The sequence below is a fragment of the Bacillus sp. FJAT-29937 genome (genome assembly GCF_001509555.1).
Lineage (GTDB): Bacteria > Bacillota > Bacilli > Bacillales > Cytobacillaceae > Cytobacillus.
Genome location: NZ_LMAS01000008.1, coordinates 103,101 through 128,692 on the forward strand (window position 1 = coordinate 103,101; position 25,592 = coordinate 128,692).

30 protein-coding genes and 1 riboswitch are annotated in these 25,592 nt (G+C 37.2%); of the genes, 20 read left to right on the forward strand and 10 right to left on the reverse strand.

All coding sequences use genetic code 11. The annotated features are described in order from the left end of the window. Positions 1–6: 6 nt before the first annotated feature. Positions 7–504, reverse strand: coding sequence for a preQ(1) synthase (gene queF, locus AR328_RS17040; protein ID WP_066298541.1), 498 nt, complete (start codon positions 502–504; stop codon positions 7–9). 361 nt (positions 505–865) lie between these two features. On the opposite strand from queF, the gene AR328_RS22335 reads away from it, so the two are divergent. After that, a complete protein-coding gene (locus tag AR328_RS22335) occupies positions 866–1,027 on the forward strand; it encodes a DUF3934 domain-containing protein (RefSeq protein WP_082677289.1) in 162 nt (53 codons plus the stop codon). A 128-nt stretch (positions 1,028–1,155) separates the two neighbouring features. On the opposite strand, the gene AR328_RS17045 is transcribed toward AR328_RS22335, so the two are convergent. The 5 genes from AR328_RS17045 to AR328_RS17065 form a co-directional block, all read right to left on the reverse strand. After that, on the reverse strand, positions 1,156–1,596 hold the full coding sequence (locus tag AR328_RS17045) for a YaiI/YqxD family protein (protein WP_066298543.1): 441 nt from the start codon (positions 1,594–1,596) through the stop codon (positions 1,156–1,158). 144 nt (positions 1,597–1,740) lie between these two features. Continuing rightward, positions 1,741–1,980 carry a YusG family protein gene (locus AR328_RS17050; protein WP_066298545.1) on the reverse strand — a complete coding sequence of 80 codons (240 nt, stop codon included), beginning with the start codon at positions 1,978–1,980 and terminating at the stop codon, positions 1,741–1,743. A 187-nt stretch (positions 1,981–2,167) separates the two neighbouring features. Then, positions 2,168–2,341, reverse strand: coding sequence for an asparagine synthase (locus AR328_RS17055; protein WP_066298548.1), 174 nt, complete (start codon positions 2,339–2,341; stop codon positions 2,168–2,170). A 109-nt stretch (positions 2,342–2,450) separates the two neighbouring features. Further along, positions 2,451–3,476, reverse strand: coding sequence for a spore photoproduct lyase (splB, locus tag AR328_RS17060; RefSeq protein WP_066298550.1), 1,026 nt, complete (start codon positions 3,474–3,476; stop codon positions 2,451–2,453). After that, the gene (locus AR328_RS17065) at positions 3,473–3,724 is read right to left on the reverse strand and encodes a transcriptional regulator SplA domain-containing protein (protein ID WP_066298552.1); all 252 of its coding nucleotides are present in this window, start codon (positions 3,722–3,724) and stop codon (positions 3,473–3,475) included. Before AR328_RS17065 ends, splB begins: the two co-directional genes overlap by 4 nt. A 163-nt stretch (positions 3,725–3,887) precedes the next feature. On the opposite strand from AR328_RS17065, the gene AR328_RS17070 reads away from it, so the two are divergent. After that, positions 3,888–4,247, forward strand: a complete 360-nt coding sequence (locus AR328_RS17070) for a carboxymuconolactone decarboxylase family protein (protein ID WP_197414485.1) — start codon at positions 3,888–3,890, stop codon at positions 4,245–4,247. 130 nt (positions 4,248–4,377) lie between these two features. Here AR328_RS17070 and AR328_RS17075 read toward each other — a convergent pair whose 3' ends face one another. Continuing rightward, positions 4,378–4,806, reverse strand: coding sequence for a ferritin-like domain-containing protein (locus tag AR328_RS17075; protein ID WP_066298558.1), 429 nt, complete (start codon positions 4,804–4,806; stop codon positions 4,378–4,380). Between the two features lie 123 nt (positions 4,807–4,929). On the opposite strand from AR328_RS17075, the gene AR328_RS17080 reads away from it, so the two are divergent. Then, positions 4,930–5,355 (forward strand): pyridoxamine 5'-phosphate oxidase family protein, encoded by a 426-nt coding sequence (locus tag AR328_RS17080; RefSeq protein ID WP_066298565.1) that lies wholly within the window; start codon positions 4,930–4,932, stop codon positions 5,353–5,355. 55 nt (positions 5,356–5,410) lie between these two features. On the opposite strand, the gene uvsE (AR328_RS17085) is transcribed toward AR328_RS17080, so the two are convergent. Together uvsE (AR328_RS17085) and uvsE (AR328_RS17090) are read right to left on the reverse strand one after the other, a co-directional pair. Continuing rightward, complete coding sequence (gene uvsE, locus AR328_RS17085; protein WP_066298922.1) at positions 5,411–6,376, reverse strand: UV DNA damage repair endonuclease UvsE; 966 nt, start codon at positions 6,374–6,376, stop codon at positions 5,411–5,413. Between the two features lie 32 nt (positions 6,377–6,408). Continuing rightward, positions 6,409–7,362, reverse strand: coding sequence for a UV DNA damage repair endonuclease UvsE (gene uvsE, locus AR328_RS17090; protein WP_066298568.1), 954 nt, complete (start codon positions 7,360–7,362; stop codon positions 6,409–6,411). Between the two features lie 297 nt (positions 7,363–7,659). On the opposite strand from uvsE (AR328_RS17090), the gene AR328_RS17095 reads away from it, so the two are divergent. After that, positions 7,660–7,839, forward strand: coding sequence for a hypothetical protein (locus AR328_RS17095; RefSeq protein WP_066298571.1), 180 nt, complete (start codon positions 7,660–7,662; stop codon positions 7,837–7,839). A 203-nt stretch (positions 7,840–8,042) separates the two neighbouring features. Here the strand turns inward: AR328_RS17095 and AR328_RS17100 are convergent, their stop codons facing one another. Continuing rightward, a complete protein-coding gene (locus AR328_RS17100; protein ID WP_066298574.1) occupies positions 8,043–8,510 on the reverse strand; it encodes a CcdC protein domain-containing protein in 468 nt (155 codons plus the stop codon). A gap of 305 nt (positions 8,511–8,815) precedes the next feature. On the opposite strand from AR328_RS17100, the gene AR328_RS17105 reads away from it, so the two are divergent. The 16 genes from AR328_RS17105 to AR328_RS17175 all read left to right on the forward strand — a co-directional run bounded on the left by AR328_RS17105 (position 8,816) and on the right by AR328_RS17175 (position 25,588). Beyond that, positions 8,816–9,973 (forward strand): acyltransferase family protein, encoded by a 1,158-nt coding sequence (locus AR328_RS17105; RefSeq protein WP_066298575.1) that lies wholly within the window; start codon positions 8,816–8,818, stop codon positions 9,971–9,973. 189 nt (positions 9,974–10,162) lie between these two features. Further along, complete coding sequence (locus tag AR328_RS17110; RefSeq protein WP_156422734.1) at positions 10,163–12,097, forward strand: PhoX family protein; 1,935 nt, start codon at positions 10,163–10,165, stop codon at positions 12,095–12,097. Between the two features lie 210 nt (positions 12,098–12,307). Then, complete coding sequence (locus tag AR328_RS17115; RefSeq protein ID WP_066298580.1) at positions 12,308–12,730, forward strand: DUF1801 domain-containing protein; 423 nt, start codon at positions 12,308–12,310, stop codon at positions 12,728–12,730. A 47-nt stretch (positions 12,731–12,777) separates the two neighbouring features. After that, positions 12,778–13,149: a VOC family protein gene (locus AR328_RS17120; RefSeq protein WP_066298586.1), complete on the forward strand. Its 372-nt coding sequence runs from the start codon at positions 12,778–12,780 to the stop codon at positions 13,147–13,149. A gap of 35 nt (positions 13,150–13,184) precedes the next feature. Then, positions 13,185–13,580 (forward strand): VOC family protein, encoded by a 396-nt coding sequence (locus AR328_RS17125; protein WP_066298590.1) that lies wholly within the window; start codon positions 13,185–13,187, stop codon positions 13,578–13,580. 224 nt (positions 13,581–13,804) lie between these two features. Further along, on the forward strand, positions 13,805–15,604 hold the full coding sequence (locus tag AR328_RS17130; RefSeq protein ID WP_066298597.1) for a sensor histidine kinase: 1,800 nt from the start codon (positions 13,805–13,807) through the stop codon (positions 15,602–15,604). Then, positions 15,544–16,275 (forward strand): LytR/AlgR family response regulator transcription factor, encoded by a 732-nt coding sequence (locus tag AR328_RS17135; RefSeq protein ID WP_066298610.1) that lies wholly within the window; start codon positions 15,544–15,546, stop codon positions 16,273–16,275. The genes AR328_RS17130 and AR328_RS17135 overlap by 61 nt, the downstream gene beginning before the upstream one ends. A gap of 176 nt (positions 16,276–16,451) precedes the next feature. After that, positions 16,452–17,903 (forward strand): carbon starvation CstA family protein, encoded by a 1,452-nt coding sequence (locus AR328_RS17140; protein WP_066298616.1) that lies wholly within the window; start codon positions 16,452–16,454, stop codon positions 17,901–17,903. Continuing rightward, positions 17,904–18,056 (forward strand): hypothetical protein, encoded by a 153-nt coding sequence (locus tag AR328_RS22890; protein WP_197414483.1) that lies wholly within the window; start codon positions 17,904–17,906, stop codon positions 18,054–18,056. A gap of 212 nt (positions 18,057–18,268) precedes the next feature. Next, the gene (locus AR328_RS17145; protein WP_231734967.1) at positions 18,269–18,775 is read left to right on the forward strand and encodes a pyridoxamine 5'-phosphate oxidase family protein; all 507 of its coding nucleotides are present in this window, start codon (positions 18,269–18,271) and stop codon (positions 18,773–18,775) included. A 528-nt stretch (positions 18,776–19,303) separates the two neighbouring features. Then, positions 19,304–20,542, forward strand: a complete 1,239-nt coding sequence (gene sstT / locus AR328_RS17150; RefSeq protein WP_066298624.1) for a serine/threonine transporter SstT — start codon at positions 19,304–19,306, stop codon at positions 20,540–20,542. Positions 20,543–20,705: 163 nt separating this feature from the next. Further along, a complete protein-coding gene (locus AR328_RS17155) occupies positions 20,706–21,707 on the forward strand; it encodes a hypothetical protein (RefSeq protein ID WP_066298630.1) in 1,002 nt (333 codons plus the stop codon). 154 nt (positions 21,708–21,861) lie between these two features. Next, a riboswitch (SAM riboswitch) is annotated at positions 21,862–21,971 on the forward strand. A 97-nt stretch (positions 21,972–22,068) separates the two neighbouring features. After that, positions 22,069–22,875, forward strand: coding sequence for a MetQ/NlpA family ABC transporter substrate-binding protein (locus AR328_RS17160; protein ID WP_066298632.1), 807 nt, complete (start codon positions 22,069–22,071; stop codon positions 22,873–22,875). Positions 22,876–23,115: 240 nt separating this feature from the next. Next, on the forward strand, positions 23,116–24,129 hold the full coding sequence (locus tag AR328_RS17165) for a methionine ABC transporter ATP-binding protein (protein WP_066298636.1): 1,014 nt from the start codon (positions 23,116–23,118) through the stop codon (positions 24,127–24,129). 4 nt (positions 24,130–24,133) lie between these two features. Then, positions 24,134–24,796 carry a methionine ABC transporter permease gene (locus AR328_RS17170; protein ID WP_066298639.1) on the forward strand — a complete coding sequence of 221 codons (663 nt, stop codon included), beginning with the start codon at positions 24,134–24,136 and terminating at the stop codon, positions 24,794–24,796. A 15-nt stretch (positions 24,797–24,811) separates the two neighbouring features. After that, positions 24,812–25,588 (forward strand): enoyl-CoA hydratase/isomerase family protein, encoded by a 777-nt coding sequence (locus AR328_RS17175; protein WP_066298643.1) that lies wholly within the window; start codon positions 24,812–24,814, stop codon positions 25,586–25,588. Positions 25,589–25,592: the final 4 nt, after the last annotated feature.

Below are 25,592 nucleotides of genomic sequence, written 5' to 3' on the forward strand. Positions count from 1 at the left end.
CACCCCTTAACGATTATCAACTTTTTCCGGATATAAATCATGATTCATCAATCGATATTCAGCCATTTGTTCATATTTTGTATTTGGGCGGCCGTAGTTTGTATAAGGGTCGATTGAAATTCCGCCCCTAGGTGTAAACTTGCCCCAAACTTCAATATATTTAGGATCCATTAATTTAATTAAATCGTTCATAATAATATTCATGCAATCCTCATGAAAATCGCCATGATTCCGAAAACTAAATAAATATAGTTTTAAAGATTTACTCTCAACCATCTTCTGATCCGGTATATAACTAATATAAATCGTTGCAAAATCGGGCTGACCTGTTATTGGACATAGACTAGTAAACTCAGGACAATTAAATTTAACAAAATAATCACGGTATGGATGCTTATTATCAAATGACTCTAAAATCTCAGGAGAATAGTCAAATAAATATTTCGTCCCTTGATTTCCCAGTAAAGTAATATCTTCCAATTCATGATCTTGACGTCCATGCATAAAAAAATCCTCCTATTTGTCCCGAATGGGCAGGGAGGGCCAGCAGATTAATCCAATAAAAAAAGCCATATCTATACGCGGATATGGTTTACACCATAGTTTTTTATAGAGGGTTTCTGCTATGAACCTCTCCCGTTCGATCGGGTTTCTTTATTTAATTGCTAAGGATACTATAAAGGAAAGACAAACTGAGTGTCAATGTTTATATTTAATGACAAAGATATTAATTATTGTTTCTACAAAATAGTAAGGGTGGCTGAAAGAATGTTATTTATTGCAATATGTTGATTAATAACCGAAAAAAATGACTAAAACTAACTAGATAGGTAAACTTAACCTAGGGTAATAATGAGGTGATTTTATGAGTAAAGCTAAAGGAAAAGGTGGAACAGGGAGAGGAACAGACAAGAAGGGTTGGAATCGCTGGCAAGCTAGTGCAAACAAAAAGAAGAGTGCAAAACCTTATATAAGTAAAGGTACAAAAAAAACGAATGTTGAAAAAGACCCCACGAGCAAAAGTTAAAGACATTTACCCAAACTTAACGAATGCTGAATAAATACAATTATTTAATTATCCAATGTGTGCGAGCTCCTTTAAGGGAATTCGCTTTTTTTTTATTCTAGTTTTTTCTTAAAAATAAACGGTACTTTTTATTGTGAAATCACTCTCTTAAAAAGCTCTTTAAATTTCTCCCTATCCTCTAATGTAAATGGTTTTGGCCCCTTTGTACGCTTTCCGCTTTTTCGAGCCATTGCACTCAAATAACGTGATTGTAATAATTGGTCAATGTTTTCATTTGTGTAGCTATATCCATTATGATGAAGTACGGCACACCCTTTTGCTAAGCCTAACGAAGCAAGACCATAATCTTGCGTAACGATTATATCTCCTTTTTCTGCCAACTTCATAATCCGATAATCAGCAGCATCTGCCCCAGAATCAACATAGATAGTTTCTACTCCTGATGGTTGTTCTGCATTAGAAAAGTGAGAAAAGCTAGTAACAAGGATAACAGGAATTTCAGCATTCGTACCTTCTGAGATAATGATATCTTTTACCGGACAAGCATCTGCATCAACATAAATTTTCATCTTTACCTCTCCCCGTGAGTAAGTTTGAGTTGATGATAATGGCAAATTAAGCCTTTGTCAAACGATAATAAAGGTTTATGTTTTTATATTTCTAACTCTATAAAAAAGTCAGCAAAAAAACAGCGGAAAGTTCCCGCTGTTCTCTTAACACCAGCCGCCTTCATCACAGTCGGTGTATTTAGCTTGTGGCTGTTCGGTTGTTGTAACATGCTTATATATTTTTTGTTGGTCTGTTTCGAAATGATGATCCATTTGGAATGAATACCCCGTAGGCAATTGAATGTTTCCGATTTTCTCATTTTCTAAATAAAGTTCAATCTCGCCATTTTTAAATTTCCCCACTACACGGTCTGTAACGTCTATTTTCTGCTGTTTTAAAACCACATGATTCATCCTTTCAAAGAGTCTCTAGAGATAGTATTCCCTGATTAGCAGGATTATTATTAGGGTTTTAGCAAAAAAGAGAAGGGTGGCCTCCACATCGCTTGTGATGACAGGAAATCGAGGAAAGAGCACATGAGGATGGGCTAAAAGGAGGTGAACCAATACTATAGCTCAGCCTCCATTCAATCTAACGTCGATGCTGGGCAAGGTCTATTACGCCTAATACTATGTGTGCTAAGCCAAAACCAAAAACGGTATTTGCAATCATCTTGTTTGAACCTCGTTTTTGTTTTAAAGCGTAACCGGTAGCAGTAACAGCTGTACCTAATGCAGTCGGAATGATTCCTTCACGAATATTCATTGTAATATCCCCCTACATCGCATTTAGTTGGTGTTTAATCACCACCATTATTGTTGCCTTTATTAATGTAATTATGCTATCTGCAATGCCATTGGAAGGTAACTTCTTTTTAAGTAAAATATTCTAATTTTGCTTCTGGAAAAAACTTCTCCATATACGTGTAAAGATGATTTTTTATGTCCTCTTCTTCTTCTTTCTGATAAATATACTTTCCAATTCCATATTTACCCCATTTGTATCTCCTTTTTTCTTCATCTAACTCTAATTTTGTCATAGGGTAGTTTTTTTCAATTACTTTCTTTGCCGGTTTTGTAAAACGATGCTGGATAAATTCAAAGGTAAGATCTTTCTTTGCTTCAGGAGGTAATTCAGCATCCAAACGCTCAAACATATGAAAGTATCCATCCTCCCATCCTTCATGAAGATAGATAGGTGCTACTATAAATCCAAGTGGATACCCAGCTCTTGCAACTTTTCCGGCAGCTTCAATTCTTTTTTCTAAGGGAGAAGTCCCCGGCTCAAAGTTTTTAATGATGTAATCTGCATTCACACTAAAACGAAATCTTGTTTTTCCGTTATGCTTAGCATCAAGTAAGTGGTCTACATGGTGAAATTTTGTAACAAATCTTAATTTGCCGTATTCCGATTTTCCAAAATGCTCAATGGCTCTTTTAAGAGTATGTGTCAAATGATCAATTCCTACAATATCGGATGTGCAAGATGCTTCAAATCTTGTTATTTCTGGAGCGCGCTCCTCCATATATTTGTCGGCAGCCTCAAGAATTTCCTCTACATTAACATATGTACGGATATAAGGCTTACTTCCCATCGTCGTTTGTAGGTAGCAATAATGACAGTGACCCATGCAGCCAGTTGCAAAAGGAATAGCATACTCTGCCGAAGGCTTCGAGGTGTCAAATTTAAGGGTTTTTCTAATACCAACAACTAGTGTAGACTTGGCCACCCGGTATCTTTGAAATTCGTTATCACCGGGGAGATTTCTTACTTGATTGTGGGAAGTGGTATGCCGAATCTCGATATCCATCTTATTAAATTTCTCATATAGTTCTTTTCCCAAAGGATAATCTAATGCATCAGGTTCAAAATAAACAAGTTTGGGTGTAAATGGTTTCATTCCAATATCCCCTCTGAATCATATCCGTAATAATAATGATAGGCTTGATTTGCCTCTTGTTCTGTAGAATAAACAGCCATTTCATTTGATAGCGGATAATATGTTTCATATAAAAACAAAGCTAATTCATTCGCATTTTCAGGGTTATTGACTACTGCTGCTGCTTGAATATTCGCTACATCTTGGGTATGGGGATTACGATAAAAAACATAAACAATATCTCCAGCCTGATAATTTTGGTTTTCCATTCCATCACCTTCGTTTTATTAGTCCTATTAAGATTCTGCCATTTGTTCTGATAAATTATGATTTCTTAATTATGGAAAGGGATGAACAGGGAGTAAATAATTAATAGTTGGCTCATAATAATTTTGATTTACATAATATGAAGGAGTTGAATGTCATTTGGAAATGAAATCTAGAACCTCTACTGAAAATGCACTCATCAATTATAAAGAAGGGCTTGGTATGTTTGCCGAAAAAATGCCCGAATTTGTAAGTCAGTTTAATGCGTTTACTGAAGAATGTTTTAAAGAAGGAGCATTATCTCAAAAACAAAAACAGTTAATCGCATTAGGAATTAGTATCCATGCTCAGGATGAGTATTGTATTATCTATCACACAAAAGGATGTCTTGATCAGGGATGCACGGAGCAGGAAATTCTTGAAGCTATCGGTGTGACAGCGGCATTTGGCGGAGGAGCTTCTATGAGTCAAGGGGTTACTCTTGTTCAGGAGTGTATAAATGAAATGAGTCAATTGAAGCAGTAAAAGAGTTTAATCGAGATTAATTGACAGATAACGATTGTGATTAATTTAAGGTGAGATCGTAAAGGTTTCATCTTTTTTTGTTCTCATTAATATAGGATAAAATCACGATAGCAGAAAAATAGTTATAAAATTATTGCAAAAGACGATTTAAAAAATCTACATGCTGTCTATCTTTGTCCAGCACTTCCTCAATCAATTGACGGCTTTCTGGGTCTAAATTCCCTTTTACAATTTCTTCAGATATTTGAATCCCATAATAATCTTCTCCTGTTAAAGCACTTTTGATAATACCTGAAGAAGTATCAGGAATCATAAATTGACTAATAAAGCCTTGAATAGAGCCTATAATCCCTTCATCATCTACTGGCGTACCTCCTAGGTTTTGAATTCTTTCCGCAACTTTAAAGGCATGGTTCTTATGATCTTGTTGAATTCTTTGAAATTCACTTTTTATGTAAGGATCTTTTAATTTTTGTATATGGTGTTCATAAGCATGGATCCCCATGTATTGACCCTTCAGAAATTTATTTAAAGTATCTATTACATTGTTAACTTCCATTTTAATTCACTCCTTTTTGTTTATTTTCTTCTATATATTGCAGGTTATCCCCCTAGTGAAATTTTTGTTTTTGGAAATGATAAGAAGGAAATTCAAAATGACTTAAAAAAGGAGTATCAATCAATGAGTGAAGATTTAAAAGAAAAAGTACTGAAAATTATATCTGATCATAGAACAGGCATCTTGTCATCGGTTGAAAATAATAAGCCCCATACACGATATATGACGTTCTATAATAACCATTTAACGTTATATACACCAACAAAAAAGGATACCGAGAAGGTAGAGGAAATCGAAAGGAACCCTGCTGTTTCGGTGTTGTTAGGTTATGAAGAGAATGGGCAAAGTGATGCCTATGTTGAAATCACTGGGACAGCTGCCATTAATGATTCACAAGAATTGAAAAACCAATATTGGGATGAATCATACAAAAAATGGTTTGACAGTCCAGAGGATCCAAATTACGTATTTCTTCAGGTGCAGCCTGAAACTGTTCGTATATTAAATATGGAAGGTGAGCCACCTCAAGAACTTACTTTAGGATATTAAGGTAACTAGTCTACTCCATATAAATCAATGTTTTTCTAATTGGCTCTTCTTTCTATTACTTTAAAGAGAAAGAAGAGCCATCAATCATTTCAACATCTTTCCTCGCTTTGACCTCATCCATTAATTTAAAGAGCGCCTCATCTTTCATTTTTGCTTCAATCATACAGTCAATTTGCGGAATACTGCCCTTAATTACGTTAAGGAATCTAAAAAACATATCTATGTCTACGTAATCAGAATGATGGCGAAAGGCTTTTTCACTTTTTGGACTTGATATATGCATCTTTATTGGAAGCGGGGAATCCCTCCATGTCTGAACAACTCTGTCCCAGCTAATTTCCCAATTTGCATCTTGGTGATAGGCAAGATGGTGATGATAATCGAAAACTAGAGGGATGTTTAGTTTTTCACATAAATAAAGTGTATCCTCTAAAGTAATTGAGGTATCATCGTTTTCTAACATGATCATTTTTTGAATATTTTTTGGAACGTCCATCCAATTATCAACAAAACGCTCCAGCGACATGTCCGTTTCTTTATAATTACCGCCAACATGCATGACACAGCGATGAGTCGGATCAATACCCATCGCCTTTAATAATAAGTAATGCAGCTTTAAGGTTCCGATTGAATTTTTCAAGATGTGCTTCTCTTTAGCATTAATGAGAACGAAGTGGTCCGGATGAAAATCAATTCTTATCTCATGTTTTTTTGCGAAATCTCCAATTTCACGAAGCGGTTCTCGCAGCGGTTTTAAATAATTCCAATCAAGAAGCTCTTCGTGGTTGGCTAAAGGAATAAGGCGAGAGGTTATTCGATAAAAATGAATGTCAGATGCCGCATTATGTTTTAACAGTCTTAGTGTATTGTGCAAATTCGAAAGGGCAATCCGTTCTAATTTCCGAATGGCCGCATCTCGATCATCAATTTTCTGGAACTGGGCAAAAGTCATTGTTTGTGATGGGGATGCATTTTTCAGTTCCATACTCATTGCAACATAACCAAGACGCACAATAGTCATTAATTCCACCTCATCGAAAGTTTTCTCAACTGTTACCATTCCACCGATGCGCTAGAAATACGCTTGACTCCCCGAATGGCCGCTATTTCATCAACAAGCCTCTGCATTGCAAGATTCTTTTGTTTTGCTTCTATCATTATGTCAAAGTCTTGATTTAACTCCTTTGCCATCTTTAAGAACGGAAGGATAAAGTCTAAAGAAACAAAATCTGCATGGGAACGATAGGCTTGATCAGACTTTGGGGAAGAAATATGGACTTTCGGCACCATGTTAAAGGTATTCCAAGTGTTAAAAATACGAGGTAAGTAAAGAGGGAGGTCACTCTCCCCGTTATTCGCTTTATAGTGGTGATAATCAAGGATCATTGGAATGTTTTCCTTTTCACAAGTGATGAGCGTTTCCCTAATATCATACGTCTTATCATCATTCTCAAGCGTCATATGCCTTTTAATTTCCTCAGGCAATTTTTTAAGATTTTGATGGAACCGAGTTAATGACTCATTTTTATCCCCATAGGCTCCGCCAATATGAATATTAATTAATCCCGAATCGAGAGCGTTCATGGCATTGAGCATCTTAAAATGGTACTGCATATCTTTTACAGCATTTATTGTTACTTCTTCTCTTGGACTCGTGAAAAGTGTAAATTGATTTGGGTGAAAGCTTACTCTGAGCTTATATTGTTGTACTAGACTTCCAAGTTCTTCCCATTCGTTTTTGAAAGGGGTAATGAAATCCCACATGACTTCAGGATGGGTTGCTAAAGGGACAAGCGAGCTTGAAAACCGATATAACTCGATTTCATGCGCGATATTATAATGCAAAATTCTTTTCGTGTGATGTAAATTTTGTGCTGTAATGGATTTCAGCTTTTCCATACGTTCATCTTTAGGAAGTGTTGAATACCGTGCAAAAGTTACAGTTTTTGATGGACTTGCATCCCATAAGCCTAATGCATTTGCCACATAGCCGAACCGAATCCTCATCTGCTTTTTCCCCTTGTTTTTTTACTTACTGTAATAACTGTTTTATTTTCTGCAAAAATCTATTTCTGTATACTTCTGTGCTATTGCAGATAAAATTGGCCGCTACTAAGAGGGTCCCGCCATTTCGCAGGGAAACGGGTGTTTCAAAAGATCAGCTTCCGATTTATTCGAAAATGAATCCGATTGTTCCCCCATTCCTTCCACACCGATCTGTGAGCAGATATCCAAAATTTCCTTCATTCCAAGACCAAATCGAAATCATAAAAAATAGTGATAGTAAGAAATAGGGGGACGTCAATGGCATGGGATACCTCTAGGGTTGATATGAACATCTATTCTCAGGGGATAGTAGACCGATTTGTTTACTCAACCTGTAATATTTGTTCGAATGGCTGCGGATGTTATATTGCGGTAAAGGATGACAAATTTGTAGGAATCATGGGGAATTTTCAGGGGCTAGCGGGTTTCCGGAATTAGGCAGATTTCGGTATTCCCATTATTAGGCTAACAGGGAGGGGAGAAAAAATCATCCTCCCTCCCTTTATTAAATTCTTTTTGCAACAACAAAAAAATTGGGTGGGAAATTCTTCTTTTCAAAACCATAAAAGTGAAAAAAACAAAATACCAGCTTATGTCTGAAGTTTCTGCAGGATAAGCTGGTATTTTCATTTTAAAAGACTTTATCCCCGATTTGCTAAGTAAACTTTTCGGAACTTGTAGTAACTGGAAACTTTCCATGGAATAAGGTAAGCGCATGCAGTGATAAAAAAGAGCATCATTCGTGACTCCGAATCCATATCAATTATTCCGCGAAGGGTCCACCGTATTGCGAAAATCAATAAAAACAAAATGATGAATGCTAGACTTTTCTTTACATAGATATTTCCGTCGGCCCTTCGTTCATAACCAGTCGTAAGGATTAAAGGGACGGAGAAAACCAATCCTATCAACAATGCAATAGTAATTTCTGTTTGTGTTGCTTCTGCATTCGGATTCATGATCAAGGTTGATCCTGGTGTTAATAAAAATAGTGTAGCAATTATTCGGATTCCTTTGCCCTTAATAGGTTTGAACATCGAAATGATTTGACGGTAAAAAATAAGGACAGCAACAAGAATGATGATGATTAGAATAGGACTATAGTTCATATAAAACTTCCTTTCTAGATAGATAGGAGTCAATCAAAGTTAACTGCAAAAAATTATATGGTTAAATTACCATTTAATTTATATAATTTCAATTTATTTTGAAAAATAGCCTCAATTTTTTTGTTCTAATACTTTAAAATTACTAGTGGAAGAATTTTGTAGATATTATAATAAATTGATTGATATTTAAATAATGGGGGGGAAATCAGTAAAAAATTCTATCAAGAAAATTTGCCAGTTAGCTCGAAACTACGAACTATTAGAGAAGATATTTAACCAATTTCATATTTTAAAGGAGGAAATTTATGAATAATGATTATCAATTATTAAGGCATTACGATTTAGACTGGATAAAGGTTTTGGCCATGTTTATCGTGTTCCTTTATCATTGTTCAATGTTCTTTAATTCTTTTGAGTGGCACATTAAAAATAACATAATTAATCACTCATATATTGAGTTTTTTTCCCTCTTAGTGGGAAATTGGATCATGCCAATATTTTTTGTGATCTCAGGAATTGCTACTTTTCATGCCCTTAAAAAAAGAAATACTCAAAGCTTTATAAAGGAAAGACTTTTACGGCTTGGGATCCCTTTACTTCTAGGAGTTTTCCTTTTGTCTCCCCCTCAAGTGTATATTGAAAGAATTGCGAATTATCAATTTGAAGGTACATATTTGCAATTTTACCCTCATTATTTTGATGGACTTTATTTAGAAATTGGTGGAACCGGAAATTTTGCATTTTTCGGACACCATCTTTGGTATCTATTGGAGCTATTACTTTTTTCGATTATCACATTACCGTTTTTTCTAATGATAAGGAAAAATATAGGAAAGAGAGTTTTCGGATATTCTCATTATATATTAATGCCTATCCCTTTAATAGCAGCTGCCTTAACTACTAATACGATTGTGAATCTAGCAAGTTGGGGAATCATTTTTTATTTAATTTTATATGTTTATGGCTACTATTTTTTCGCAAGAGAAGGTTTAAGGGAATTCGTACGCAAAGTTGGAGTTTTAGCTGGATGGTTAAGTGTACTTAGTACAGCTGGATACATATTCTGGGTTGTGTACAGTGGATTTCCAATGAATGTCTCGTTCAATTGGGTTATTTTTATAATTATTCGGGTTATATTGGTCTGGAACGTACTATTCTTTATTTTATATCTAGGTGATAAATACTTGAACGTAACTAATGGTGCATTAAAGTACACTAGCGCAGCTTCTATGCCGTTTTATGTTCTTCACCAGCCAATTATTATAATCATAGGATTTTTTATTTATAATTTGGAATGGGAAGTACCAGTTAAGGCAATGTTTCTAGTACCAACATCATTTATGATCATCATGATTTTATATCACTTTATCATCCGAAGAATTAACTTTTTACGAGTTTTGTTCGGTCTAAAAATGATTCAAAAAGATAAAATTTATGAAAAGATAACAAGTTTAAAAAGTTGAACTCAAACCAAGTTATATTGGTTGTATGTTGAAAATTGCCTCTAATTCCATTATTTTCATGTAATGTTACAAAAAAGAACCCCTAGTACATCAAATGTATATAAAAAATAAAAATAATATCAACATTAAATTAACATTCAAATAGTTTAATAGAAATGTACAAAAGAAACCTACTAGGGGGATTAATAGATGATTAATAACAAACTTGTGAAAAAAGGGGCTGCTTTAGCACTTACTTTAGCTATTGCAGTTCCAGCCGTAACACCGGCATTTGCGGCTTCCCAGAATAACAATAAAATAGAATCTGTTAGATTTAATGGAATGGAAGCACCTGCTACTATTGATGAAATGGTAAAAACATATACAACTGCAACCGTTGATGTGAAATATCACAATGGAAAAGTAAAAACATTTCCGCTGAGCTACAACTACCTGTTTAAATCGGAAGATAAGGTAGCAACAGTTAAAAATGAAAAAATCCCTGCAGGTACGCCAATTGATGTAAATGGAAATCCTATTAAGGATCCTAGCAGCACAAACGGAGAATACTTTGTCTCCGATGCTCCAGATTCAAACAGCTTAATGATGCCTATTAACGGCAAACTTTATATGGTTACACATTATGAATATCAAACCGTCGATGCTGCAGGTAAATCAGCATACGGTTTAGTTCCTGCCTCTATGTCATTAACTGAATTAGAACAGGACAAAAAAACAGGTGAACTGAAACCTGTGAAAGTAGAAAAAATTGATTTTTCAGCAGTAAATGGGCTTTGGATTCCATGTAACGGATCATTATCTCCTTGGAATACACATTTAGGTTCTGAAGAGTACGAACCAGATGCACGTCTTTTCTTAAACCCAACTTCGAAAGTAAGAAGTCAAGTTGAAACATTCGCTCAATTCTATTTCGGAGATAAAGAAAAGGCAAATCCTTATTTCTATGGCTACACTCCAGAAATTTCAGTAGATAAGAAAGGTAAAACATCAGTTGTAAAACATTACAGTACAGGTCGTTTCTCTCATGAGTTAGCTAAAGTAATGCCTGATAACAAAACCGTTTTTTACGGAGATGATGGTGGCAATACAGGGTTATTTATGTATGTAGCTGACAAGGAAAAAGATTTATCATCAGGTACAATCTATGCAGCTACATTCAAACAAACAGGTACTGAAAACGGAGGTTCAGGAGATTTACAATGGATTAATTTAGGACATGCAACGGATAAAGAAGTGAAGGATATTATTGATAGCGGGATTACATTTAATGATATTTTTGAAACTTCAGATGCTCCTAAAGAAGGTTTTACAGCGATTAAAACATACTCAAATGAAGGGAAAATTGAGTACCTGAAACTTAAATCCGGCAAAGAAAAAGCAGCAGCCTTCCTTGAAACCCGCCGTTACGCAGCTATGCTCGGTGCGACTACAGAATTTAACAAAATGGAAGGAATAGCACTAAACGAAAAGGACAAAAAAGTATATATTGCTGTTTCCGATCAAAGTAAGGCTATGGAAAAAGATTCAACTGGTAAAGATCCAGCAGACCATATTCAATTACCAAAAATTAAAGCTGGTGTAACCTATCAATTAGACTTGCAAGGCGGTCAAAAAGATAGCAATGGAAATGCTATTAAAAGCTCGTATGTAGGACTATCAATGTCAGGATTGGTAGTAGGGGAAGACCTTTCTGCTCCTGATGCATATGGAAACACTGCTAATGTAGATAAAGTAGCAAATCCAGATAACTTAAGTTACTCTGAAGGAATGAGAACACTCTTTATTGGTGAAGATAGTGGTGCTCACACAAATAACTACGTTTGGGCTTATAATGTTGATACGAAAAAATTAGAGCGTATTTTATCTGTTCCAGCAGGAGCCGAAGCAACTGGATTATTTGCTGCTGATGACCGCAATGGATTCTCATATATTTTCAGTAATTTCCAGCATCCTGGTGATGAAGTAGATGGTAAGTCCATTACAGCTGTTAATAAAGAAGAACTACTTAAAGCTATCGACGAACAAATTGGTATTAATAAAACAGGCGGTATTGGTTATATCTCTGGTCTCCCATCTTTAACAAAAATGCCAGATTTCTCTCAATCTGGTAAAAAGGGTAACTGATTCTTCAATTGCATGTAAAAATGAAAAGGGCTGTCATAAAAGTGACTTTTGTGACAGCCCTTTTTGTATCCTCCATGGTTTGTCCTCTTTTTGTTTGCGAAACACTTATTTAGCTTTCAAAATTCTCTAATATTCAGTATATTAAATATATTATTGGTAAATAAATGAAGCGAAAGATTTAAAAATATTTGTGAAAGGAGAATAGCAAAAATGTATGAACTTAAAACGAAAGAAACTGATAATAGTGTCATTGAATTTATCGAAAAAGTCGATAGCGTCAAAAAGCGGAAAGATGCATATGACTTGTTGGATATCTTCACAGAAGTGACAGGTTTTCCGGCCAAAATGTGGGGGCCAAGTATTATTGGGTTTGGGTCTTACCATTACGTATACGAAACAGGACACGAAGGGGAAGCACCACTTGTAGGATTTTCACCTCGAAAAGCAAAAATCAGCCTATATTTTAATATGGGTGAAAAAGAACGGGAAGAATTACTGGAGAGTTTTGGGAAGCATACAACAGGTAAATCTTGTGTTTATATTAATAAACTAGAGGACATAGATGTAGAAATATTAAAGAAGCTAATTAAACAATCAGTTAACTATTTGGAGAATAAATACTCTAAAAAGTGATTTCTAATAAAGCAAGTTTTCTATGATCTTTTGAAAGGGGAAAATATATGAGTATTGGTGCATTTTCTATTAGTTTGACGGTAAAGGATATTCATGCTTCAAAAACATTTTATGAGAAACTAGGGTTTAATGCTTTTGGCGGAAATATCGATCAAAACTGGTTAATCATGAAAAATGAAGACTGTATAATTGGCCTGTTTCAAGGCATGTTTGAAAAGAATATCTTAACCTTTAATCCTGGGTGGGACGAGAATGCTGAAGAGGTAAATCCGTTTAAGGATGTAAGGGTATTGCAAGAAGAACTTAAAGAAAAAGGAATAAACTTTATTCAGGAAGCAAATTTAGAAACTGAAGGTCCAAGCAGCTTTATGATTGAGGATCCGGATGGTAATCTAATTCTTGTTGATCAACACAGGTAGACATAAAGTCAATTGAATATACTAGGAGGTTAATGATGGGAAGAGTTGTTCATTTTGAGATTCATGTAAATAATATGGAACAGGCAAAAGCGTTTTATGGCGAGGTATTTGGCTGGACATTTCAAGACTGGAGCGAATATGCTGGAATGCCTTACTTTGGGGTAGTGACAGGAAATGAAGATGAGCTTGGAATCAATGGTGCCTTAATGCAGCGGCAAGGTGCTGCACCTGAAGTAGGGCAAGCTTTAAATGCTTATGCTTGTACAATTGGTGTAAAGAATTATGACGAATCGGAAGCTAAAATTCTTAACAATGGCGGAAAAGTCGCCATGCCAAAATATGCTTTACCTGGAATGGCGTGGCAAGGATATTATTTGGATACAGAAGGCAATATTTTCGGACTGCATCAGCCTGATGTTAATGCAAAATAAGGTATTGTAAAACAAGGATTACATATAAGAAGGTGCCTACCCTTGGGGAAAGGCACTTTTTGTATTTTCCCCATGCCTTAATTCAACTGCTCTTCTATTCCCGTCACGAAGATATTCCAAAAAGCTGATAACACAAAATCGTAAATACCTCAAATTTACGATTTTTCAAAGAACTGATACAATTGAAAATAGAGAAATAATAAAAACGGGAGCGAGGAGCGGCTATGTTTGAATTGCTAGTGACGATGGTGGAGCGGCTGGGGATACTTGTCACGATTGCGCTTGTGTTAACGAGATTCCATTTTTTTCGGAGTCTAATTTATCAGAATCAACTAAATCGGAAACAGCAAATGACTGCGATTTTGTTTTTTGGCTTTTTCGGAATCATCGGGACGTATTCTGGGCTAACCCTCAGTGCTGACAGCCTACAGTTTAACCGCTGGACTTCAGGCCTTACTGGGGACGAAGCGATTGCCAACTCCCGCGTCATAGGAGTCGTCTTAGCCGGACTGCTTGGCGGCTATCGTGTCGGAATCGGAGCCGGATTGATAGCCGGAATCCACCGTTTTACCTTAGGGGGATTTACCGCCATTTCCTGCGGCTTGGCGACAATCATTTCAGGATTCCTTGCAGGGTTGTTATACAGGAAAAATAAACATGTGAAATTGAGCTCCGCTTTTATCATTGGTGCTCTTGCTGAAGCTCTGCAAATGCTGATTATATTACTGCTCTCCCGTCCGTTTGATAAAGCGTGGTCGCTAGTTGAAATCATTGGTATGCCGATGATATTGGCAAACGGACTCGGCTGTGCATTATTCCTCCTCATCATTAAAAGTGTCATCAATGAAGAGGAAAAGGCAGGAGCCATTCAAGCGCAAAAAACACTGCGTATTATGAAAAAAACCTTGGCCCACCTAAGAAACGGGCTAAATCACGAATCAGCAAAAGCCGTTTGTCAAATTATTCATAAAGAAATTAATGCAAGTGCGGTTGCTATGACAAATTCATCGGAAATATTAGCCCATGTCGGTCTTTGTGATGATCATCACCGTCCAGACAGCCCTATCCAAACGCAAATCACTTGCGATGTCATCGAGAAAGGGGAAATGGTCACAGCGAATCACGAAACAATCCGTTGCCGTGTAAAGGGCTGTAAGCTAGGTGCGGCAGTCATTGCTCCTTTAAAACAGCGGGGGAAGACTATTGGAACGCTTAAATTTTATTTTCGATCGGAAAAAGAAATCAATCCAATCATTATGGAGCTCATTTCCGGCCTTAGCGCTCTGCTCAGCAACCAGCTGGAATTAGCCGATTCAGACAAAGCCTACCATCTGGCGAAAGAAGCGGAAATCAAGGCGTTGCAGGCTCAAATAAGCCCACATTTTCTTTTTAATACGCTAAATACGATTCTCTCACTTATTCGTGTTAATCCAGCGAAGGCCCGTAAATTGCTTATCTATCTATCCCATTTTTTAAGGCAAAATCTATCTATTACGACTCAAACCTTAACGACACTTGAACAGGAGCTGAAGCAGGTTAAGGCATATCTATCTATTGAAGAAGCTAGATTTATAAATAAGTTAACCGTTATTTATGAAATTGAGGACAAGGCATTAGGACAGAGTATCCCGCCCCTCACCTTGCAGCCGATTGTGGAAAATGCCATTAAACATGGGATAAAAGATAGAGAACGAGACTGTATGATTAAAATGACGATTTTTAGCCATAATCACGCTACACATGTAAAAGTAACAGATAATGGGCATGGAATGAGCGCCGAACGAACTGAACAAATCTGTAAAGAAAAGGTAACTTCAGAGATTGGGAACGGCCTCGCTCTTTACAATGTAAACCGCAGGCTGACCAGCATTTTTGGCGATCACGCTGCCCTTAAGATTAAAAGTGAACTAGAAAAGGGGACGGAAATTTCCTTTTCCATTCCATTTGCGGAGGTGACACACGAATGGAACAATCCATACGAACACTCATTGTCGATGATGAACCGTACAGCCGGTATGAATTGAAGCATTTATTAGAGGCTTACCCTTCAATTATTATTGTGGGCGAAGCCGAATCAGGAGAATCCGGTGTGATGAAAGCCATTCAGCTGCAGCCTGATGTCGTCATCCTTGATGTGGAGATGCCAAGAATGAACGGAATGATGGCCGCCAAAGCGTTAATGGAGCTGAAAAAAGCACCTTTAGTTGTGTTTGCAACAGCTTATCCCCAATTCGCCGCCGAAGCTTTCCGTTATGATGCGATTGACTACTTACTAAAACCTTTTGATGAGGAACAATTACAGGAAACGATCGAGCGAATTGAACGGAAACTTAGCACAATTAAGGATAAGTACCTCGGAAGATCGGCAGGAAAACTTGCGATCGAATCTGATGGTGAAATTTATTATCTTGAACCGAAAGATCTTCTTTATATCGTTAGAGATGATAAGCTGACAAAGCTGATTACAAGAAGTGGAGAGTTTGAAACAAAAACACCATTGAAGGACTTGGAGAGCCGGCTTCTTGGTTATGGTTTTTTCCGGATTCACAAAAGTTTTCTCGTAAACTTAGAGCATGTAACTAGGCTTTCCCCATGGTTTAATGGCGCATATCAATTACAAATAGAGGGTAGAAAGGAATTGTTATCGGTCAGTAGAAATTACGTTAAGGGTTTAAGGACTAAATTAGAAATATAATCAAATATTTATTAAATATTCTATCTCTTCTTAATCTTTTGCGTTTTAGCCCTATTATTAAACATCATAACGCCAAATTTCTACCTCTTAATCTCAAATTACCCCTTTTGCCTGCTTTCTTTTTTATACTAAACTATGGAACCGCATTCATTTTTTTATAAAGGGGGAAGAATAATTTGTATACATTTTTAGCTGGCGTTGTCTTACTTATCGTTGGATATTTCACGTATGGCAAATTCGTAGAAAAAGTCTTCGGGGTAAAAGAAGAAAGAGCCACTCCTGCCTATGTTAATAATGATGGCATTGACTATGTGCCAATGAGTACACAGAAGAATTCATTAATACAGCTATTAAATATCGCTGGGACAGGACCTGTCTTTGGTCCCATCATGGGTGCCCTTTATGGCCCAGTAGCGTTTATCTGGATTGTTATCGGCTGTATTTTTGCCGGTGCAGTACACGATTATTTAACAGGGATGATTTCCATCCGTAATAAAGGGGCACATTTACCTGAACTGGCAAGCAAATTTTTAGGAAAAATCATGCGCCATGTAGTAAATGCCTTCGCTGTATTACTGTTATTATTAGTTGGAACTGTGTTTGTTTCTACACCAGCTTCCTTGCTTCATGTTTTGATGGACGGAAAAATTGCTCTAGGTATTATTATTGCTGCTATCTTTATTTATTACATTTTGGCAACGCTTCTTCCGGTTGATAAAATTATTGGCCGACTATATCCATATTTCGGTGCGTTGCTTGTCATCAGTGCTGTTGGCGTTGGGATTGGATTAATTGCTACGGGTGCACCAATTCCAGAAATTTCATTGCAAAATTTCCATCCTGCTAATGCACCAATTTTCCCATTACTTTTCTTTACGATTACTTGTGGTGCCCTTTCAGGATTCCATGCTACACAAACACCCATTATTTCTCGTACGACGCAAAAAGAAAAACAAGGACGTAAAATTTTCTATGGCATGATGATTGCAGAAGGAATCATTGCAATGATTTGGGCTGCTGCTGCTATGAGTTTATTCGATGGTTATAATGGATTAAGCGATCTGCTTGCTGCTGGTGGACCTGGTGCCATTGTAAGCGAAGTATCAATGAAAATGATGGGTGCAATCGGCGGAACACTTGCTGTTCTTGGGGTTGTTGTCCTGCCAATCACTTCTGGTGATACTGCTTTCCGCAGTGCTCGAATGATTATTGCTGAATACTTAAACATTGCGCAAAGGAAATTATCAAGTCGTCTTTGGATCGCAACTCCGTTATTTGCGATTTCCGTTGTGTTAACTCAAATTGACTTTAACCTTTTATGGAGATATTTCAGCTGGGCTAACCAAGCGACCGCGGTAATCGCACTATTCGTTGGCGCCATGTATTTATACATTGCCAGGAAAAATTACTGGATTTCGTTAGTACCTGGTTCATTCATGCTAGTAATGGTTATTACTTACATCTTGAACGCACAAATTGGATTCGGATTGCCAATGAACATTGCCTGGATTGGCGGAATCGTCGGCGCAGGAATCTTAATTGCCCTGTTCTTTCGTGCAGCGGCCAAGAATCGTTCCAACAACCTTTCTCTTGAGGTAGATGTCTCCGACTGGAATCAGGTGGCCTAAGTGGGCTGCTGCAGTCCGGAATATCGTAAGGTTGTCAATGAACAGGAAGCAAAGATTAACCAAAAGGAGAAGGACTCTGTTCCCTTTTTGGCAAAAATCATAATTGCAATTTTAACAGTTGGAGCAATTGCTTCTATGGCTTTGCTTCTATAATAAAAAATGCACGCTTTCAGAAGCGTGCATTTTTTTATGGAATGAGGAAATTTGTTCGAACCTCTAGAAAAACAATCATTTCAGAAAAATAACGGAAGTATGGTCCTGATTAGAATAAACTAGGAAAGTAGTAATATTTTTATAGTATGAAAGGATATTATCCTAACTGATGCGAATATTGTAAGAAATTCCTGAGGGGAAATGTAAAAGGAGTGAGGAAGTTGAGAGGTTTCATTCATAATAAGAAGCGGGAAATGACGGAGGAAAGTGCTTATCACTTTTTAAAAATGGGCAGGGTTGCACATGTGGCGACAGTGGGGGAGGATGGGTTTCCGTATGTAATTCCATTCGTCTATGTTTATGAGGACGGAAACAAACTATACCTGCATATAGGAAATTTGAGGGAGAGTCATTTTTGGAAAAATATCAAAAAAAAACCGCAAATTTGTATCGAGGTTAGCGAGATGGGGGATGTTCATCCAGGTAAAAAATTTGCTTGCCAATCTGCTCTCGTCTATACAAGCGTAGTTTTATTTGGAAACATTAAGCATATTAAAGATGACAAGCAGAAAGAATGGTTCTATGATCGGCTAATGGAAAAGTATGGGGATCCAAATTGGACTTTTGAAAAAGGATACCCGGCCCTTTCGAAAACGGAGTTATTTGAAGTACAAATTCAGAAGATAACCGGTAAATTAAGTGAAGGATTAAGTCATTAATGAGTGCGCCTGAACCCAAAATGCGGAAATTCAAAGTACGCTTGGGGTCAGGCATCTTTTTTTTGGAGAAATTTTAGTTTGCATTTGGCCCATTTTTTGGCGGACACAGAATCCTTTATTTCTATTAAATCCGTCCTTTTGACGAATGAAAAGGACACAGAATCCATTATTAATCAAAAAACACGAGAAATTTGCTTACTTTTAAATGGATAGCGGAACCAGAGTCCGATCACCTCCTGAAAAAGGCCTTTTTCGGTAAATAAAGAAACGAGTGTCCTATAAATTTATGATGGAAATTTCTAATATTATATTACTAATAATATTTTAAAGCTAAAACCCTTTATATTATCGTAATAATCAACCAATTGCGAATAAATTCAATAAAAATAATAGTATTGCAATATATTAAAAAACACAATATAATATTTTTCATAGAAAGACAAATGTCCTTTAGAAATGGAATTTAGAGGAAATGCATTACACGATATTCATAGTATCGTAATTTATTACACCTAGGGAGGTAGATCTATGAAAAGCTTACTGAAAAATTGGAATCAAATAAGCTTAGTTAAACAAATAATCATAGGTTTGATAATTGGAATTGCTCTTGCTTTAACCATCCCAGAAGCAGCAAAACCGATTACTATTTTTGGTTCATTATTTGTCGGGGCTTTGAAAGCTATTGCGCCTGTATTGGTACTCTTTTTAGTAATGTCGGCTATTGCTCAGCACAAAAGTGGTCAGCAAACGAATATGAAATCCGTTATTATTCTTTATCTTTTAGGTACTTTTTTAGCTGGCTTGATTGCTGTTATTGTAAGTTTTATTTTCCCTGTTGGCCTAACGCTTGTAAAGGGTGCTGAGGGTGTTACGCCTCCTAGCGGCGTGGCCGAGGTTCTTAAAACATTGCTTCTGAATGTTGTTGATAACCCAGTAAAGGCCATCTTTAATGCGAACTATATCGGTATTTTAGCTTGGGCAATTGTCCTTGGTTTGGCACTGAAAAATGCCGCTGATTCGACAAAGACAATGATTGCTAATTTTTCTGATGCGGTTTCCAAAGTGGTTACTTGGGTAATTAAGCTTGCCCCATTAGGAATTATGGGTCTAGTATTTGAGTCTATTACGACAAGTGGAATGGACGCGCTGCTAGGATATGGAAAGCTGCTCGTCATTTTAGTTGGATGTATGATATTTGTGGCATTAGTGGTCAATCCAATCATCGTGTTTGTGTATATTAAGCAAAACCCATTCCCGCTGGTTTTTAAGTGCTTAAGAGAAAGTGGGATTACCGCGTTCTTTACACGAAGCTCAGCTGCAAACATTCCTGTTAATATGAAATTATGTGAAAATCTTGGTTTAAATAAGGACAGTTATTCAGTATCGATTCCATTAGGGGCAACCATTAATATGGCTGGTGCTGCTGTGACGATTTCTGTTTTGACGCTAGCAGCGGTTCATACTCTCGGGATTCAAGTCGATATTCCTACAGCTATTATCCTTAGCGTAGTGTCAGCTATATGTGCTTGCGGTGCTTCAGGGGTTGCGGGCGGCTCCTTATTATTGATTCCTCTAGCTTGCAGCTTATTTGGAATTCCAGCGGATGTTGCCATGCAAGTAGTTGGAGTAGGCTTTATCATCGGAGTTGTACAAGACTCTGTTGAAACAGCACTTAACTCATCTACAGACGTACTTTTCACGGCTGCCGCAGAATATAAAGAGTGGCGTAAAGAGGGGAAAACGGTAGAAATTAAAAAAATTGCATAAAGAAGAATTGAACTGTATCTCCAGTGTAAGAATTGACGAACATTGGAGGTGCGGTTTTTTTTGAATAAATACCGGTAATTTTTTGGAAATATTGATACCTTTTCCTATTAATTTCGTCCATTATTATAAATGAAAGAGATTTTAGGTGAAGGGGGAATAAAAAATGAAGAGATTCTTACCAGGTATAGTATTTTTAATTGCTGGAATACTTGCGGGCTGCACGAATCAAGTAAATGCAGATCCAGCAAATGATTTAAATGAATTAAAAAAGCAAATAGAGCAGCTTTCCATCGAAAATGATGCCCTCCAAAATACAGTGGAGGAACAAAGGAAAGAACTTGAGGCAATGAACAATGACTACGCAATTATTCCAGCTAAAGAGATTGAAAACTATCCGCGTTCGCTATATAAGGAAATGGCCCTTGATATTGATCAGGATGGCGAGGACGAAATAATTGAGCTATATGTGAATGCAGAGAAGATGGCAAATGGTTTATTTGCCTGGGACGATGGACAAACTTGGCTATTGGCAGTGAAAGACGGTGAAGAAACCTATCCCCTTTTTGATAATTTTGTTCAGTTAGGCTCACTCGATATCAGTACGACAACTATTGATGGAAAACCAAGTATTATCATGTTAGAATCGTGGCATTCTGACATTTATATTCACAAATTTATATACGATCCTGACGCAAATGGATTTGTTAAAGAAACGTTTTATAAAAAAGAGAACGTGAACCAGCAATATAATTCACCTGCTTCCTACGCTTTTTTCAAGGACGCTTACGAATTAATGGAACAGGCTTTTACAGTTAAAGCAGCTGAAGCTTTAGAAACTAGCGAAAATAATCTTCAGGAGCTAAAGGATAGAGCGGCAATCTTTGACCCAATCCTTGTAGACCTTTGGAGAGCACAGCGATTGTTTGAAATTGTAGGACTGTTAAATCCCGATCTTCATGTTTCATTACAGAAAGCAGTCAATTTGCTGAACCAAATGGTTAAAACTACACCTACCTTAGAGCAGATGAATCAGCTAAGGCAAATTCATGGTATCTTCAAAGAAGGCGGAATTGACGATTTGGTTATGGACGAAGAAAATCAAATTCATCCGGATTTTACAAAAAAGCTTCAAAGAATGGATCTTATTCTTATGGAACCTATTTAAAATATTATATTGCCGGTAAAAGGACGGACCCTCTTTTAATTCAAAAAATGAAAGAATCGGCCATAAATTAGTTATTTTTCTAAATGTTGTTGACAATTTGTTTTAATAAGGGTAATGTTTGTACTTAAGGAGTTTGAAAAATTAAATAGTTTATCTCTTATCAAGAGTAGCTGAGGGACTGGCCCGATGAAGCTCGGCAACCGTCTATGTTCAATAGATTGGTGCTAAATCCTGCAAAACATTTATTGTTTTGATAGATAAGAGAGGATTTTATGTATATATACAGAAGCCTCTCTTTTTGATGGAGAGGCTTTTTATTATTTTCTTCTTCCAAATACAACTACACAGGGGGAACCTCGAAATGAAGAAGCTTGGAATGATTTTAGCATTACTTGGATTGACATTATTTATTGCCGCATGCAGTAAAGAAAGCGGCGGGGCATTGAATGACAAGAAGCTAATTATTGGAGCAACGGACGGTCCGCATGCTCAAATCTTGGAAGTTGTGAAAGAAGTGGCTGCAGAAGACGGACTTGATTTGGAAATTAAATCTTTTACTGACTACGTCCTACCAAATACAGCATTAAATGAAGGCGACTTGGATGTTAACAGCTATCAGCATAAACCTTTTCTTGAAAAATTCAATGAAGACCATGGACTTGATCTCGTACCTGTAGCAAAAACAATCCTCAACCCAATGGGTATTTACTCTGAAAAATATAAAAGCTTTGAAGAGCTTCCAGACGGAGCAGAATTTGGACTGCCAAACGATCCGACTAATGGAGCACGTGCACTTTTCATCTTACAAGAAAATGGCCACATTAAACTTGAAGAAGGCAAAGAAGAAACAGCTTCTATTCATGATGTAGTGGAAAATCCAAAGAATCTTGAGTTCATTGAGCTTGACGCAGCACAAATTCCAAAACAATTAGGCGAAGTCGATGCTGCTGCAATTAATACAAACTTTGCTATCGCAGCAGGTCTTTATCCGAAAGAAGATGCATTTATTTTGGAGTCAACAAACTCACCATATGTAAACTATATCGTTGTTAGAGGGGAAAACGAAAACGATCCTGTCGTGAAAAAATTGGTGAAAGCTTATCAAAGCGAAAAAGTTAAAACATTCATCGAAGAAGAATTCCGCGGATCCATCATACCGGGCTTTTAATTGAAATTTGATGGAGGTTGTCTATGAAAGCGAGTTTTCTGGACAGGTTTTCGGTAAATTGATAGAAGCTGTCCAATAAAGTGAGTTTTCTGGACAGGTTTTCGGTAAATTGATAGAAGCTGTCCAATAAAGTGAGTTTACTAGACAGGTTTCTGATAATTTGATGAAAGCTGTCCGATAAAGATAGTTTGCTGGACGGCTTTCGGTCAGGAATAGATAACACAGAAAGGAATTGTCCCCATGATTTTATTAGAACATATTTCAAAATCATTTGACTCGAAAAAAGGGATTGTAAAAGCAGTTAAAGATGTGAATCTTCATGTGAAAAAAGGTGAAATTCATGGGGTGATTGGCTATAGCGGTGCTGGAAAAAGCACATTGATACGATGTGTGAATTTATTAGAGAAGCCTACAAGCGGAAAAGTATTTATTGGCGGCAAGGAAGCAACTTCTTTGCCGCTCAACCACTTGCGCGATGTCCGAAAAAGAATCGGCATGATTTTCCAAGGCTTTAACCTCCTAAAAACAGCCACCGTCTATGATAATATCGCCATCCCCCTAAAATTATTAGGTTACAACAAAACAGAAACAAATGAACGTGTTAACAAATATCTGGAGATCGTTGGACTTGCCGATAAGCATCAATCATTTCCCGGCCAATTATCCGGCGGGCAAAAGCAGCGGGTCGCCATTGCCCGAGCACTGGCGCAGGAGCCCGAGGTTTTACTAAGTGATGAAGCAACAAGTGCCCTTGATCCAGAGACGACAGATTCAATCCTGGATTTGCTTTTAAAAATCAATCGAGAACTTGGGATAACGATTTTACTAATTACACATGAAATGAATGTTATCCAAAAGATCTGTGATCAAGTATCGGTTATGGAAAATGGCGAAATTATCGAGCAAGGTCCAACAATCGAGTTATTTACAAAACCTCAAAAACAGACAACACAGAAGTTCTTAAATACAATCAGTCAGCGGAAGCTTTCACCTTCTTTAATCAGCCAGCTTAATGTAACAGGCAAGGTTTCCCGTCTCACATTTGTCGGAGAAAGTACTGGGCAGCCGCTATTGGCTAAAGTAAGTCAGCAATTCAAAGTTCAGCCCAATATTCTGACAGCGAATATTCTTGAATTGAAAAACGGCATTGTCGGCAATATTGTTGTACATCTTATTGGCGAAGGGCAAGAGGTTGGTCAAGCATTAAAATATTTACAAAATCAAGGTGTTGGCATCGAAGAATTGGAGGGATAATAGTATGTCTGATTTTACTGAAAAATGGTTTCCGATTATCTGGAAATCCGTGCTGGAAACCTTCCAAATGGTCGGCATCTCTATGATATTTGCTATCATAATCGGTATCCCATTAGGGGTTTTACTCGTTTTAACACGGCCTGGCCAAGCTTGGCAAAATCAATGGGTCTATCAAATATTGAATCTAGTCATTAATATATTGCGCTCGGTACCATTTATTATTTTATTAATTTTTATTTTTCCATTTACAAAATTCATTGTTGGCACGACGATTGGTGTACAAGGTGCCATCGTTCCGCTCGTTATTTACACAGCCCCATACCTTGCAAGATTAGTAGAATCATCCCTGCTTTCCGTGGATAATGGCGTATTAGAAGCCTATAAGGCAATGGGAATTAAAACGAGACAAATTATTTGGCATGTCATGCTTCGTGAAGCTAGGCCATCCCTTGTCCTCGCTTTAACCATCACCATTGTCAGCTTGATTGGAGCCACTGCGATGGCGGGACTTGTCGGTGCAGGCGGCCTTGGAGATTTAGCCTACCGCTACGGGCATTTACGCTACGAAGAAAGCGTCATGTATGCAACTGTTATCATCCTGATTATCCTTGTTCAAAGCTGTCAGTCCATTGGGAATCGGATTTCAGCTCGTTTAAAGAAAGATTGATCGGAGGGGTTATAAATGTCAAATGAACTTTATGCAGAAAAAGATGGAGCGATTGCTTCCCTCATTATTAACCGTCCTCAAAAAAAGAATTCATTCACACTTGCCATGTTTAAGAGACTTGGTGAACTATTGGATGAGTTAGAACAGGATTCTAGTGTGAAGGTGCTCATTATTCGCGGTGTTGATGAAACAGCATTTTCAGCGGGTGCCGATATTAGCGAGTTCACGGAAGTCCGTCTTCATGGAAAGCAAGCTAAGGACTATAATGATTACGCCCTTGAATCCATTGGAAAATTATATCGCTTTTCAAAGCCAACCATTGCCTTAATTAAAACATTGGCAATCGGAGGCGGGCTCGAACTTGCGAACTCATGTGATTTCCGATTTGCCACCGCTGGCAGTAAGGTCGGAATTACAGCGGCGAATATCGGCATTGTATACAATTTGGCTAGTACAAAAAGGCTTTATAATTTGATCGGCCCTGCAAAGACGAAAGAATTGCTATATACAGCAAAGCTGATCAGTGCTGAAGAAGGCAAAGAGATCGGCTTAATTGATTATGTTTATCCAATCGAAGAAATTGAGGAGAAATGCCATGATTTTGCCAATCGAATTACGGTGAAATCATCTGTTGCCAACTCGGGCATTAAGAAAGTCATCCAAGCCATCATTGACGGAGAGAACGAAGAAAGTGAATATATTGAGAATGTCATTTTAGAGTCATATAGTTCGGATGACTATTTAGAAGGCATTCAGGCATTTTTGGAAAAAAGAAAACCGAACTTCTCGTGATAGA